13 protein-coding genes are annotated in these 12,865 nt (G+C 67.7%); 3 read left to right on the forward strand and 10 right to left on the reverse strand.

Translation table 11 applies throughout. The features are described from left to right. Positions 1-106: 106 nt before the first annotated feature. The 7 genes from ABZV44_RS36880 to aceA all read right to left on the reverse strand — a co-directional run bounded on the left by ABZV44_RS36880 (position 107) and on the right by aceA (position 7,114). Positions 107-298, reverse strand: a complete 192-nt coding sequence (locus ABZV44_RS36880) for an antitoxin (protein ID WP_354847184.1) — start codon at positions 296-298, stop codon at positions 107-109. A gap of 76 nt (positions 299-374) precedes the next feature. Then, positions 375-755 (reverse strand): VOC family protein, encoded by a 381-nt coding sequence (locus ABZV44_RS36885; protein WP_354847054.1) that lies wholly within the window; start codon positions 753-755, stop codon positions 375-377. Positions 756-864: 109 nt separating this feature from the next. After that, entirely contained in the window at positions 865-1,569 is a 705-nt protein-coding gene (locus ABZV44_RS36890) for a WYL domain-containing protein (protein ID WP_354847057.1), read from the reverse strand. Between the two features lie 85 nt (positions 1,570-1,654). Further along, the gene (locus tag ABZV44_RS36895) at positions 1,655-1,780 is read right to left on the reverse strand and encodes a hypothetical protein (protein ID WP_354847060.1); all 126 of its coding nucleotides are present in this window, start codon (positions 1,778-1,780) and stop codon (positions 1,655-1,657) included. Positions 1,781-1,930: 150 nt separating this feature from the next. Further along, positions 1,931-4,246, reverse strand: coding sequence for a 5-methyltetrahydropteroyltriglutamate--homocysteine S-methyltransferase (gene metE, locus ABZV44_RS36900; RefSeq protein WP_354847062.1), 2,316 nt, complete (start codon positions 4,244-4,246; stop codon positions 1,931-1,933). Between the two features lie 172 nt (positions 4,247-4,418). After that, positions 4,419-5,291, reverse strand: coding sequence for a 3-hydroxybutyryl-CoA dehydrogenase (locus ABZV44_RS36905; protein ID WP_354847064.1), 873 nt, complete (start codon positions 5,289-5,291; stop codon positions 4,419-4,421). Positions 5,292-5,824: 533 nt separating this feature from the next. Then, positions 5,825-7,114 carry an isocitrate lyase gene (aceA, locus tag ABZV44_RS36910; protein WP_354847067.1) on the reverse strand — a complete coding sequence of 430 codons (1,290 nt, stop codon included), beginning with the start codon at positions 7,112-7,114 and terminating at the stop codon, positions 5,825-5,827. Positions 7,115-7,643: 529 nt separating this feature from the next. Here aceA and ABZV44_RS36915 point away from each other — a divergent pair. The 3 genes from ABZV44_RS36915 to ABZV44_RS36925 all read left to right on the forward strand — a co-directional run bounded on the left by ABZV44_RS36915 (position 7,644) and on the right by ABZV44_RS36925 (position 10,057). Beyond that, positions 7,644-8,120 (forward strand): DUF1772 domain-containing protein, encoded by a 477-nt coding sequence (locus ABZV44_RS36915; RefSeq protein WP_354847070.1) that lies wholly within the window; start codon positions 7,644-7,646, stop codon positions 8,118-8,120. 232 nt (positions 8,121-8,352) lie between these two features. Next, on the forward strand, positions 8,353-9,018 hold the full coding sequence (locus ABZV44_RS36920) for an NTP transferase domain-containing protein (RefSeq protein ID WP_354847073.1): 666 nt from the start codon (positions 8,353-8,355) through the stop codon (positions 9,016-9,018). 13 nt (positions 9,019-9,031) lie between these two features. Then, positions 9,032-10,057, forward strand: coding sequence for an XdhC family protein (locus tag ABZV44_RS36925; RefSeq protein WP_354847075.1), 1,026 nt, complete (start codon positions 9,032-9,034; stop codon positions 10,055-10,057). A 20-nt stretch (positions 10,058-10,077) separates the two neighbouring features. Here ABZV44_RS36925 and ABZV44_RS36930 read toward each other — a convergent pair whose 3' ends face one another. The 3 genes from ABZV44_RS36930 to ABZV44_RS36940 all read right to left on the reverse strand — a co-directional run bounded on the left by ABZV44_RS36930 (position 10,078) and on the right by ABZV44_RS36940 (position 12,858). Then, the gene (locus ABZV44_RS36930) at positions 10,078-11,175 is read right to left on the reverse strand and encodes an ABC transporter substrate-binding protein (RefSeq protein WP_354847078.1); all 1,098 of its coding nucleotides are present in this window, start codon (positions 11,173-11,175) and stop codon (positions 10,078-10,080) included. A 79-nt stretch (positions 11,176-11,254) separates the two neighbouring features. Continuing rightward, complete coding sequence (locus ABZV44_RS36935; RefSeq protein ID WP_354847080.1) at positions 11,255-12,097, reverse strand: ABC transporter permease subunit; 843 nt, start codon at positions 12,095-12,097, stop codon at positions 11,255-11,257. Further along, a complete protein-coding gene (locus ABZV44_RS36940; protein WP_354847082.1) occupies positions 12,097-12,858 on the reverse strand; it encodes an ABC transporter permease subunit in 762 nt (253 codons plus the stop codon). The genes ABZV44_RS36935 and ABZV44_RS36940 overlap by 1 nt, the downstream gene beginning before the upstream one ends. Positions 12,859-12,865 lie beyond the last annotated feature (7 nt).

The raw sequence follows: 12,865 nt of genomic DNA on the forward strand, positions 1-12,865 counted from the left end.
GCCGCCGTGGATGAGGGACTGCTCACACTCGAGGCCGCGGTGGCCACCGGTGCCGGGGGGGGCGGGCGCGCCCCCCCCCCCCCGCCCCCGAAACCCGCTGTGCCGCCTAGTGTTCCGACTGCTCGCGCAGGGCCTGCTTGGCGGCGTCCTGCACCTTGTCGACCGCACCGGCGAACTTGCCGTCGGTCTGCTGGTCCACCAGATCGCCGGCCTTGTCGATCAGCGGCTCCAGCTTGTCGGCGTGCTGACCCGCCAGCTCCGCCGCCTTGCCCGCCGCATCCTTCAACTGGTCGAACATGCCCACGATCCACACTCCTGTCTCGAATCAACCTCCGTGACAGGCTATCTCCGCGGCGCGGCGGGAGCGGCGGGGCTCAGTTCGCGGGCGGCGGGCTGAAGACGCCGAAGCGGTTGCCCGAGGTGTCGAGCAGCTCGGCGAAGACCAGGCCGTTCTTGGCGGTGACGGGCTGCAGGAAGACCTTGCCGCCTTCCTGCTCGGCCGCGGCCAGTACCGCGGGCACGTCCTGGACCAGCACATAGAAGATGGCGTGGTTGCCGGAGGCGTCGTCCTGATGTGCGATACCGCCCGCGGGCATCTCGTTACCGGGGTAGGTGACGATGTCGTACTTGCCGTCTTCGTCCGGGTCCGGAGCGAAGTTCCAGCCGAACAGTTCCCGGTAGAAGGCCTTCACCTGTTCGGGCTCATTGCTGCCGACCTGGAACCAGGCGACGGTGTTGAAGGGCGGAGTGGTCATCTCTGTCTCCCGAAGAGTCATGGTGGATTTCCTTGCCCCACCACGATCTCCGGGCCCGGCGACAACCCTGTGTCGGTGTTTCCGGATGATTTTGTCGGTGTTCGCCGGCCTAACCGAGCGAGATCATCCGCACCTCGTGCACCGGCTCGTCCGGGCGGCACATGTCGATGGTCCGCTCCGGCCCGGTCCACTCCGTCAGCTCGATGGCCTTCATCCGGTCGAGCCGGAAGTTGCGCGGTTCGTCGCGCAGCCGGCACCAGGCCAGCAGATACCAGCCGTTGGTCCCGTGCAGCAGCGCGACCGGCTCCACCTCGCGCTCGCTGAGTACCCCCGAGCCATCCAGATATTCGATGCGCAGCACGCGCCGCGCCACCACCGCCTGCTCCACCTCCGCCGGGATCGGCATCGGCGCGACGGCCTCCGGCGACTCCAGCAGGCGCACCCGCAACGCCAATTGCCGTGCCGCGTCGGCATTCTGCTGGGACATGGCGGCCAGGATCTTGCGCAGGGCACTGCGCCCGGCCGCCGCGAAGGGCCCATCGTCGGCGCGGGCCACGGCGACCGCCAGCGCCACCGCCTCGGCCGCGGTGAAGTTCAGCGGCGGCAGCGACATGCTCTTCTCCAGCGCGTACCCACCCCGCCGCCCCACATCGGCGTAGATGGGCACCCCCGACTGCTGCAGCGCGCTGATGTCCCGCTCGACGGTGCGCACGCTCACCCCGTGCCGCACGGCCAATTCCCGTGCGGTCCGCAGCCGCGGGGACACTGCCCGCAACTCCTCGACAATCGCGTAGAGCCGATCCGTGCGGTTCACGCCCACACCGTAGCGGCACCCACCGACAATCCCGGGTCGGCGCTCAGCAACCCCGGGTCGGCGCTCAGCCATCCCAGGTTGGCGCTCAGCGTCCCGACTTCCAGGGCGGATCCGGCGGCACCTGATCACCCTTCTGGTTGTAGGTGTCGTTGTACTGCTTCTCGGTTTCGGGTTCGTCCACCGGCTGATCGCTCTTACCCGTCGGATCCATGCCCACTGCCTTTCTCGAAAACCTGTGTCCCGCACGGTAATCGTCGGTTCATGACCGATTTGTGACGCCGGACGCACGGAACCCCGGTCCGATCGGAGGATCGGACCGGGGTTCCGGGAGCGCTACCGCCTCAGCGGCTTCGCTACTGCCTCAGGCGGTTTCGCCAGCGGCGGCCTCCGCGCGGCGGCGGACGCGGCGGGCCGCGGCGACCATATTGCGCAGGGACGGGTCGAGCTGCCAGTGGTGGCGGGTCTTCAGGCCGCCGTCCGGGTTGGCCCACAGGCGTTCCGGGGTGACGGCTTCCGCTGCGGCGGTGAGCAATTCGTCCAGCTCGTCGATGTCCGGGATCCGGGCGGAACGGGACTCGTACACACCCGGGCCGACACCGTGGGTGAGACCACGGCCTTCGGCGCAGTCCTCCTTCAGCGCCTCCAGCACCCACTCGATGGATCGGGTGGCGACGATGGCGGTGACGTCCGCGTCGAGTTCCTCGATGGCCGCCACCACGTCACCGCGGCTGGAATAGCCGATGTGCGTGTGGATCTGGGTTTCCGCAGCGACGCCGGAGGTGGCCAGCTTGAACGCGCCGACGGCCCAGCGCAGGTATTCGGCCTGGCCCTTCTTGCGCAGCGGGAGCAGTTCGCGGATGGACGGCTCGTCCACCTGGATGATGGCGATGCCCGCCTTCTCCAGATCGACCACCTCGTCGCGGATGGCCAGCGCCACCTGGTCGGCGGTCTCGTAGAGCGGCTGATCCTGGCGCACGAAGGAGCGGGCCAGCATGGTGACCGGACCGGTGACCATGCCCTTGACCGGTTTGTCGGTGAGGGACTGGGCGTAGGTGGTCCACGACACCGACATGGGCTCGGGGCGCGACACGTCGCCGTACACGATCGGCGGTCGCACGCACCGGGATCCGTACACCTGCACCCAGCCGAAGTGGGTGGTGGCGAAGCCGTCCAGCAGCTCCGCGAAGTACTGGATCATGTCGTTGCGCTCGTGCTCGCCGTGCACCAGCACGTCGAGGCCGATGTCCTCCTGCAGCCGGATGGTGGACTCGATCTCGGCTTCGATGCGCTTGCGGTACTCCTCGTAGGACAGCCGGCCCTGACCGAGGTCGTGGCGCGCCTGCCGGGCCGTCTCGGTCTGCGGGAACGAGCCCAGCGTGGTGGCGGGCACCACCGGCAGCCGAAGCTTGGCCTGCTGCGCGACCCTTCGCGTCTCGTAGGGCTCGCGCACCCGCATCTGCGGGGTGACGGCGTAGACGCGCTGGCGCACCGCGTGCTTCTGCTTGAAGTGCACCGAGGTCGGCTTCCGGCGCCACTTCTCCGAGGGTCCCTCGGTGAGCGCCTTGGCCAGCGAAACCACTTCCAGCACCTTCTGTTTGGCGAAGGCGAGGCGGTCGGCGACGGGGCCCTCGAGCTCGTATTCGACGAGCACGTCGTAGGGCACGTGCAGCAGCGTGGCGCCGGTGGAGACCACCATGTCGGGGCAGACCTGGGCGAGGGCGTTGAGGTATTCCAGCGTCACGAACCGGTCGGCACGCCACACATTGGTGCCGCTGATGACACCGGCGTAGAGCCGCTTGCGCCTGATGCCGGGGATCTTGGCCAGTTCCTCCGGCACGATCCGGTAGCTGGCCAGGTCGAGGCCGATGGCCTCCACCGAAGTGCGGCACAGGATTTCGATGGCCGCACCGAAATCGCCGTACTGCCCGGTGACGAGCATGCGCGGGCGCAGCGGGGCCTTGGACAGGCGCTGGTAGGTCTTCTCGAACAGCTCCATGGTGGACGGCGAGCGGTCGCTGGTGAAGCAGGGCTCGTCCAGCTGCACGCAGGTGGCGCCGCGCTTGGCGAGGATCTCGAACAGTTCCTCGTACACCGGCAGCAGCTTGTCCAGCAGCACCAGCTTGTCGAATTCGGTCTCGCCGGGGACGTGGCCGGTCTTGGACAGCAGCAGCAGCGACAGCGGTCCGAGGATCACCGGCCGCAGCTCGATGCCGGCCGCCTTGGCGCGATCGAACTCGTCCAGCAGCGCCTCGGGGTGCAGCGAGAATTCGGTGTCGGGCTCGAGTTCCGGCTGCCGGTAGTGGTACGGCGTGTTCAGCAGCTTCACCAGCTCCAGCGGCGGCAGATCCGGCCGGCCGCGAGCCATCAGGAAATAGAAGTCCAACGGGTCCAAGCCTTCTCGGAAGGGCTCGAACCGCTGCGGGACCGCGCCGAACAACAGCGCGTTGTCGAGAATGTGGTCGTAGAAGGAGAAGGTGTTGCCCGGGACCTGCGTGAGCCCGGTGGCGGCCAGCTCCAGGTACTGGCTTTCTTGAATCTCGCGCCCGACGGCGAGCAGCTCGTCGCGCGACAGCGTGCCGTGCCAATAGGACTCGAGCGCGCGCTTGAGTTCCCGATGCGGACCGATCCGCGGGTATCCCAGGATGCTGGATCCGAACCCGTCGGTGACGTTGACCATCTGAACGGACACTCCTTCCGAGCTGCCGGTCCCGAACGACCTGGTTGCAGCTTATGCCCGGTTGCGGTGGACGCCGCCACATGCCCGGCGGCGCGCACCTTGGGTGAAAAAACACGATGCGCTCACGCGACCACCCGCGTGAGCGCATCGAAACGCCATGGAAAGGCTCAGATCACGCGCGGTTGTACTGGTAGAAGCCCGCACCGGCCTTCTTGCCCAGCAGGCCGGCCTCGACCATGCGCATGAGCAGCGGCGGCGCGGAGTACAGCGGCTCCTTGAACTCCGCGTACATGGAGTCGGCGATGGACTTCACGGTGTCGAGGCCGACCAGGTCGGTGAGCGCCAGCGGGCCCATGGGGTGGGCACAGCCCAGCACCATGGCCTTGTCGACGTCTTCCTTGGTGGCGAAACCGGATTCGACCATGCGGATGGCGGAGAGCAGGTAGGGCACCAGCAGCGCGTTCACCACGAAGCCGGAGCGGTCGGCGGAGCGCACGACCTGCTTGCCCAGGATGTCGGCGGCGAACTGCTCGGCGCGCTTGGTGACGGTCTCGGTGGTCTTGAGGGTGGTGACCAGCTCGACGAGCGGCAGCACCGGCACCGGGTTGAAGAAGTGCATGCCGACCACCCGCTCCGGGTTGTTGGTCGCCACGGCGATCTTCATGATCGGAATGGAGGAGGTGTTGGAGGCCAGCACCGCGTTCGGATCGGTGACGACCTTGTCGAGTTCGGCGAAGATGGCGGTCTTCACGTCCTCGTTCTCCACGACGGCCTCGACGACCAGCTGACGGTCGGCGAAGTCGCCGAGGTCGGAGGTGAAGCGCAGCCGCCAGGCGGCCTGCTCCCGCTCGCGCTCGGTGATCTTGCCGCTGGACACCCCGCGGTCCAGCGACCGCAGAATGCGGGCCCGGCCGGCTGCCGCGAGTTCCCGGGTCTGTTCGAAGACGAGGACATCGACATGTGCCCGGGCGCAGACTTCTGCGATACCCGCACCCATCTGTCCGGCGCCGATAATGCCGACGCGCTGAATCTTTTCGCTGCTCACGTCCCGCTCCGTTCCGCCTCCCCGCAACCTTTGCGGGCGGCTGAGTGCCGTTGCCACTTCTGCATCCGTGCCTGCGTCGAGTGCCGAACCGATTTCGGTCGTACCCGGTGAGTTACCCCTACCGGTACGAAATCAGTTGTCGCGTATCGAACGCCGCCAGTCGGCCGTCGTGACTGTGGGTGAAGGCGTCGGACTAACTTTTTCGACCCTGCGCCTTCTTAAGGTCTTTGCAAAAAACGCTATAGGAAGATGCCCTCCCCGCCGGGGCTGTCGACGGGAAGGGCGGGTGAACTTCGCCGGGAGAGGGCTTGCCATCCCCTCCCGGCGAAGTTCCGGGTCCCCGGGGCGGCCGAGGTTGTGATGCGACTGCCGCCCCGAGGGTTGTCCACTCCACCGCCTCTCCGGGTATTCAGCGGGCGGCCAAGAGCCGTCGTCGCCATGCACCGGAGCCGGCGGTTGGGTGGCGAACCAATTTCGGTCGTCCCCGGGGAGTTACCCGGATCCTCACGAAATCAGTTGTCACCTTGGGAAACTCAGTGGAACTGGCCCTCTTCGGTGGAGCCCTTCAGCGCAGCGGTGCTGGTGTTGGGGTCAACGGTGGTGGCGATGGTGTCGAAGTAGCCGGCGCCGACCTCACGCTGGTGCTTGACGGCGGTGAAGCCACGCTCGGCGGCGGCCTTGAACTCGCGCTCCTGCAGGTCGACGAAGGCGGTCATGCCCTCGCGGGCGTAGCCGTAGGCCAGGTCGAACATGCCGTAGTTCAGCGAGTGGAAGCCGGCCAGGGTGATGAACTGGAACTTGAAGCCCATGGCGCCGAGCTCACGCTGGAACTTCGCGATGGTCGCGTCGTCCAGGTGCGCCTTCCAGTTGAAGGACGGCGAGCAGTTGTAGGCCAGCAGCTGGTCCGGGAACTCGCCGCGGACGGCCTCGGCGAACTTGCGCGCGACCTCGAGGTCCGGCACGCCGGTCTCCATCCAGATGAGGTCGGCGTAGGGGGCGTAGGCCTTGGCACGCGCGATGCAGGGCTCGATGCCGTTCTTGGTACCGAAGAAGCCCTCGGCGGTACGGGTGCCGTCCAGGAACTCGCGGTCGCGGTCGTCCACATCGGAGGTGATGAGGGTGGCGGCCTCGGCGTCGGTGCGGGCGATGATCACCGACGGCACGTCGGCGACGTCGGCGGCCAGACGCGCGGAGGTCAGGGTGCGGATGTGCTGCTGGGTGGGGATCAGCACCTTGCCGCCCAGGTGGCCGCACTTCTTCTCGGAGGCCAGCTGGTCCTCCCAGTGCACGCCGGCCGCGCCGGAGGCGATCATGGCCTTCTGCAGCTCGTAGGCGTTCAGCGCGCCACCGAAGCCGGCCTCGGCGTCGGCGACGATCGGGGCCAGCCAGTTGGCGACCGAGGTGTCACCCTCGACCTTGGCGATCTCGTCGGCGCGCAGCAGCGCGTTGTTGATGCGGCGGACCACGGCCGGAACCGAGTTGGCCGGGTACAGCGACTGGTCCGGGTAGGTGTGGCCGGACAGGTTCGCGTCACCGGCGACCTGCCAACCCGACAGGTAGATGGCCTTCAGGCCGGCGCGGACCTGCTGCACGGCCTGGTTACCGGTGAGGGCGCCCAGGGAGTTGATGTAGTCCTCGTTGTTGACGAGATCCCAGAGGATCTCGGCACCGCGGCGGGCGAGGGTGTGCTCCTCGACGACGGTGCCCTGCAGCTTCACGACCTGATCGGCGGTGTAGTTGCGGGTGACGCCCTTCCAGCGGGGGTTGGTGTCCCAATCCTGCTGGAGTTCCGCAGCGGTCTTCGGGGTGCCGACCTTCGACATCTCTGACTCCACTTCTTCGTTCGGTCTCGGTAGCCCCGCGGATCGAACACGCGCCGGATGAGGGAGCGAGGATGTTCGACCACTGCTGGAGCGGCGATTTGCAGACTTGCTAGGCCCGCGAGGTGTACTTCCACACGATGGCACAGGAAAAAATATGCGTCTACCTGTTGCAAGTGTGAATCCCCGCTAGCTTTCACCAGCCTTTTGCTAAGCCTGCAAAATTTGCTTGCGAATAGCAGGGATGAAATCTACTTGCCGGTAGCGCTGACGTGCGGTTTTGCATAACGCCCGTACTGTTTGCGTGATGGGGACCACCGGTACATGACGCGCCGACGGGTGTCCGGATGTGAGCACCTTCACAGATCGTTCTGATCTTGATGGTTGTGAGGCGAGCCACCACGGTGCCGACTTCGGACCATTCGGTCGAACTGAAATCTCATGATCTAGCACCGCTAGACAAGATAGCTCCACCTTGTTATCGTTGCTTCAGTTCCTAGCGCCGCTAGATCACCGCCGAAAGAGGCCCCCGATGCTCGTCCTGACCGGCCAGTTCCTCGCCGCCCTCGCCGTCCTCGCCAATGCCGTCGTCTACGGCACCGACTGGTGCGCCGCCCTCATCACGCGATCCGTCTACCGTCGCCTCGACGACGCCTCCGTCACCGTCAGCGCCGGCTGGGGCCACTACTACGGCGACAAGCGCATGCCGATCTTCGGCGCCGGCGGCGTCGTCACCGCCGCCCTCACGCTGATCGTCGCCGCGGTCTCCGGCCACAGCGGCGCGGCTGTCGCCGCCGCCGTCGCGCTGGCCGCCCTGGTCGCCTGGCTGGCCCTCTACGTGAAGGTGGCCAAGCCGGTGAACACCGCGCAGAAGGCGGCCGCCCAGTCCGGGGTTATCCCCGCCGATGCCCGTGCGCTGCAGGACAGGTGGGACAGCATCATCAACCTCCGGGTGGCCCTGCAGTTCATCGCCCTGTCCGGCCTGCTCGCCGCCCTGGCCCTCTTCTGAGCCACCCGCGTTCGCCTCTTCTGAGCCACCCACATACGAAGGCCCCGCACCGAACTCGGTGCGGGGCCTCGTTGTTCGGCCTCGTTGTTGCCCGGACGAGACGGGATCAGCGACTGGGACCGCTACCCGATCGGCCCGGGATTCGCTGCCGGTTGGCGGCATCCGGCCGGTCCGGAAATCCCTGATGGTCGCTTGGTCAGCGAAGGTGCGCGGGCGGGATTACCCTGCTCGCGTGAGACCCGAACGCTGCGATGGAATTCTGCTCGCGGCCGGTGCCGGTCGGCGATATGGCATGCCGAAAGTGCTGGCCGAGGACGGTCGCTGGCTGCGCGGGGCAGTGGCGGCGCTGCGGGACGGCGGGTGCGCGCGAATCTTCGTGGTACTGGGCGCAACCGGGCCCGCCCACCGCGCGCCGGGCGGCGAGTGGGAGGTATCGCCGACCTCGGGCATCGCCCTGCCCGAGGGAGTCCACCCGGTCTGGGCGGCGGACTGGGACCTCGGCCTGAGCGCCTCCACGCGCGCGGGTCTGGCGGCGGCCGCGGCACCGGGCCTCGGCACCGGGAGTGCCGCGGCGACGCCGCCGAATCACAGCACAGCGCCCGCGGAATTGGTCGCGATCATGCCGGTGGATACGCCGGACGTCGGGCCCGCGGTGGTCCAGCGGGTGATCGCGGCGGCACGGGCGAGCGAGAGCCGGTTGGCGCGGGCGTTCTTCGGGACCACGCCCGGGCATCCGGTGGTGCTGGGGCGAGCGCACTGGGCGGGGGTGTGCGCGAGCGCGGAGGGAAATTCGGGGGCGGGCACTTATTTACGACAACGAGCGGATATGGTGTGCGTCACGTGCGATGACCTCGCAACGGGGATCGATCGGGATTATCCGGCGGACACCGCACTGTGATCGGGAGCATGTGATGCGGGAAATCGTCGACGACCTTCTTCGAATTTGGCACAGCGGGCGCACCGGGGGGCTGGCCACTCTGGTTCGGACACAAGGCGCTACACCCGTGCCGATCGGGTCGGCCATGGTGGTGGACGCCGACGGGCGAGCCTTCGGATCGATTTCGGCGGGCTGCGCCGAGGCCGCCGCCTACGAGGCCGCCATCGACTCGGCGCACACCGGACGGCGCGGGCTGCAGCGATTCGGACCGGGCAGCGGGCTCGACGCGCAGATGGACTGTGTCGGGACCCTGGACGTGTTCACCGAACCCTTCTCGCGCAGGCACTTTCCCGAATTCCCGGATGTGGCAGCCGATATGGCGGCCCAGCGGCAGGTCACCGTCTTCACCGTGGTCTGGCATTCGGACCCGGATGTGATCGGCCAGCACCTCATCACCGACCGCAAGCACGGCACCGAGCTGGTCTCGCTCCCCGACTCCGACGTCTTCGTGTCCTCGTTCGCCCGCCCGCCGCACCTGATCCTGGTGGGGGCCAACGCTTTCGCGAGCGCGCTGGCCACCCAGGCCCGGCTGCTCGGCTACCGGATCACCATCGTGGACGCCCGCCCCACCTTCGCCAATCCGACCGCCTACCCGGGCTGCGAGGTGGTGGTCGACTGGCCGCACCGCTACCTCAACACCCTCGCCTCGGCCGGGGAGATCGGCACCGACACCGCCATGGTGGTGCTCTCACACGACCCGAAGTTCGAAATCCCTTTGCTCACCGTGGCTTTGCGACTACCCGAGCTGGGGTACCTGGCCGCCCTGGGCACCCCGGCATCGCACGCACATCGGCTGGAGGCCCTGCAGGCGGGCGGCTTCACCGACGAGACCCTGTCCCGCCTGCACTCCCCCGCCGGTCTCGACGTGGGCGCCCGCACCCCCGCCGAGACCGCCGTGTCGATCGCCGCCGAACTGCTGGCGGTCCGCAACGGCACCTCCGCCGAACCGCTGTCCGCCTCCTCCGGCGGGGGCCGCCGGCACGTGCAGCTGGTGCGCTGACTCGAGCCTGATGCGCTGAACTACTTCAATTCGGGGTGCTCGGCGAAGACCTCTTTGAGCACCGAGAGGTCGAACAGCTTGTCCGCCTTGATATCGATCTTGGCCTTGGCCAACGCCGCGATGTTCTGTTCGATCAGCGCGTCGGTCATGGTGAAGAGCCCGTTGGCCTTGGAGTCGGCCGATTCGACCAGCCCGTTCTGCGCCTGCGCCTCCATGGTCTGCTCACGCAGCTCCAGGCGCTGATCCTTGCCGTACACCTCGACGGCCAGCCGCGCCGCCTCACCCGGGTTGGCGACGGCGTCCTTCCAGCCCTTGATTTCTGCCATCAGGAACGCCTTGAGCTTGTCGCGCTCCTTGTCGATGGTCTGCTGGCTCACCGTCAGCGTCTCCGCGACCAGCGGCAGCCCGAAGTCGGCGAACAGGAAGTTGAAGTTCTGGAACCCCTTGGTGGCCAGGGTGATCGGCTCATTGGTGGCGTAGCTGACCCAGCCGTCCACCTCACCGTTGGCCAGCGGCGTCGGATCGTATTGCGCGGGCACGATGGTGACGTCGGAGGGCGACATGCCATTGGCGGTCAGCAGCGCATTGAAGATGAGCTGATTGGTGTCCTGCACACCGATCTTGCGCCCCTTCATGGCCTGCGGATTGAGGATCGGGCTCTTGCCGGAGCTCACGATGCAGAAGGGATTCTTCTGATACGTGGTGCCGACGATCTTGGCGGACAGGCCCTCCAGAATCGCGGGCGCGGTGGTCTGCGGCGCGGACATGCCGATCCAGATCTTGCCGGTGCCCAGCCCCGCCTCCACCGAGGTGCTGGCCGCGCCGCCCGCGATCAGATTCACCGACCCGAATCCGGCATCCTTGTAGTAGCCCTTGGAATCGGCGAAGTACTCGCCGGCGAATTCGATGTTCTTCAACCAGGACAGCTGCACGGCCACCGTCCCGTACTTGGAACCGTCGGCGACCGAGCCATTGCCGGAGCCCGAGGAGTCCTTACCGCACGCGGCCAGCAATCCGGCGCCGCCCACCGCCGCACCGGTCAATCCGGCGTAGCGGAGGAAGTTTCGCCGACCCATGGACAACTGCGAGGCCGAATCCGGCCGGAACACACCACTCATGCGGCGAATGTAGGCCGTTTCGATTTCCGATTTTTTGCTTTTCCGCAGGTATTTGTGTGCGCCGCGTTAACTCGTGTGCTCATTCCCGGCTCCGTTCCGGCGAGAACCGCGCCAGCACCAGGTTTTCCAGCACGCCCACCACCGCGTAGGCGAACACCGACACCAGCGTGACCAGCGCGATCGACGCCCACAGCCGGTTGTACTGGAAGGTGGGGATGGCGCGGATCAGGCCCGCGCCCAAACCGGTTCCGCTGCCCAGCCATTCGCCGAGCAGCGCACCGATCAGCGCGCCCGGCACCGAGACCCGGGCGGCCGCGAACACCGCGGGCAGCGCGGCCGGGACCGCCACCATGCGCATGGCCGTCCAGTTCGAACCCCCGTAGGCCAGTACCAGTTCCGTGGCCTGCCGGGGCGCGGACCGCAAGCCGGTCATGATCATCACCAGGGCCGGGAAGAACACCACGATGGCGGCCATGACGGTGACGCCGAGCAGTCCGCGCCCGAACACCAGCACGATGATGGGGGTGATGGCCACCAGCGGGACCGAGCGCAGCAGCATCGCCACCGGCATGAACGCCTGCGCCACGGCGGGAACGCCGATGAACAGCGCCGCCACCACCAGCGCCGCACCCATGCCCGCGCCGAAGCCGATCACCGCGTCCCGCAGGGTGATTCGCATTTCGTCGAAGATCACCTGACGAGCGCCCGCCGAGGTCGGTCCGGTCACCAGGTACTTCCACACGTCCCCGGGGCTCTTGCCGACCAGTCCGACCTGTGGATACAGCTTCAGGAAGCCGTACCACAGGGCCACCAGCAGAATCAGCGAAACCAGTAGTGGCAGCAGGAATCTCCCGATCGGCCGCAGCAGGTTCAGCAGCTGCGCGGCCCGGCCCGCCGCCGGGTTCGCGACCTTGTCGGTCATCATGCCTCCGCTCGCGTCCACGGCACCGCCACGCGCGCCACCAGCGCCACGATCGCGTAGCCGAGCCCGGCCAGCGCGGCCGCGGCCAGCGCCATGCCCCAGGTGCGCGGCACGTTGTAGGCGGTCTGCGCGGCCGTCAGGGCCACCCCGATGCCGCTGTCCACGCCGCCCAGGTACTCCCCGATGATCGCGCCCAGCACCGCGGAGGGTGCGGCGATCTTCAAGGCGGCCAAGGTATTCGGCAGGGCCGCGATCAGCTGCACCCGGGTCAGCCGCTGCCAGCGGCCGCCGCCGTAGGCGCGCACCAGATCCAGGCTGGTGCGATCCGCGGACCGCAATCCGGATACGGTGCCGACCATGGTGGTGAAGAAGCAGTACATGGCCGCCAGGAACACCGTCGGCGTGCGCCCGCCGAACACCACCAGGATGATCGGCCCCAGCGCCAGCAGCGGCGTGCAGTAGCTCAGGATGGCCAGCTGGGTGACCAGCATTTCGATCGGCGGAATCAGCACCACCAGCACCGCCAGCGCGATGGCCAGCGCATTACCCCACAGAAACCCTTGCAGCGCACCCAAGGCCGTGATCCGGAAGTTGGGTCCGTACAGCGCCCACCCGTCGGTGTACATGGTGTGCAGCACGGTCCACGGGCTCGGGACGGTGCCGCCCGCGACGCGCAGTTCGGCGAGCAGCGTCCACACCGCCAGCAGCGCGAGCATGCCCGCCAGACCGCCCAACCTGGTTATCCGCAGACTCTCTCTCATTGCGCCC

This window comes from Nocardia sp. NPDC004860, from assembly GCF_040609015.1.
GTDB lineage: Bacteria > Actinomycetota > Actinomycetes > Mycobacteriales > Mycobacteriaceae > Nocardia.

Excerpts from the sequence above, each read along its gene's own strand:
- aceA (WP_354847067.1), bottom strand. The coding sequence starts at position 7,114 with ATGTCGAAGGTCGGCACCCCGAAGACCGCTGCGGAACTCCAGCAGGAT.
- ABZV44_RS36940 (WP_354847082.1), bottom strand. The coding sequence starts at position 12,858 with ATGAGAGAGAGTCTGCGGATAACCAGGTTGGGCGGTCTGGCGGGCATG.
- ABZV44_RS36915 (WP_354847070.1), top strand. The coding sequence starts at position 7,644 with ATGCTCGTCCTGACCGGCCAGTTCCTCGCCGCCCTCGCCGTCCTCGCC.
- ABZV44_RS36885 (WP_354847054.1), bottom strand. The coding sequence starts at position 755 with ATGACCACTCCGCCCTTCAACACCGTCGCCTGGTTCCAGGTCGGCAGC.
- metE (WP_354847062.1), bottom strand. The coding sequence starts at position 4,246 with ATGGTCAACGTCACCGACGGGTTCGGATCCAGCATCCTGGGATACCCG.
- ABZV44_RS36930 (WP_354847078.1), bottom strand. The coding sequence starts at position 11,175 with ATGAGTGGTGTGTTCCGGCCGGATTCGGCCTCGCAGTTGTCCATGGGT.
- ABZV44_RS36935 (WP_354847080.1), bottom strand. The coding sequence starts at position 12,097 with ATGACCGACAAGGTCGCGAACCCGGCGGCGGGCCGGGCCGCGCAGCTG.
- ABZV44_RS36895 (WP_354847060.1), bottom strand. The coding sequence starts at position 1,780 with ATGGATCCGACGGGTAAGAGCGATCAGCCGGTGGACGAACCCGAAACC.
- ABZV44_RS36925 (WP_354847075.1), top strand. The coding sequence starts at position 9,032 with ATGCGGGAAATCGTCGACGACCTTCTTCGAATTTGGCACAGCGGGCGC.
- ABZV44_RS36880 (WP_354847184.1), bottom strand. The coding sequence starts at position 298 with ATGTTCGACCAGTTGAAGGATGCGGCGGGCAAGGCGGCGGAGCTGGCG.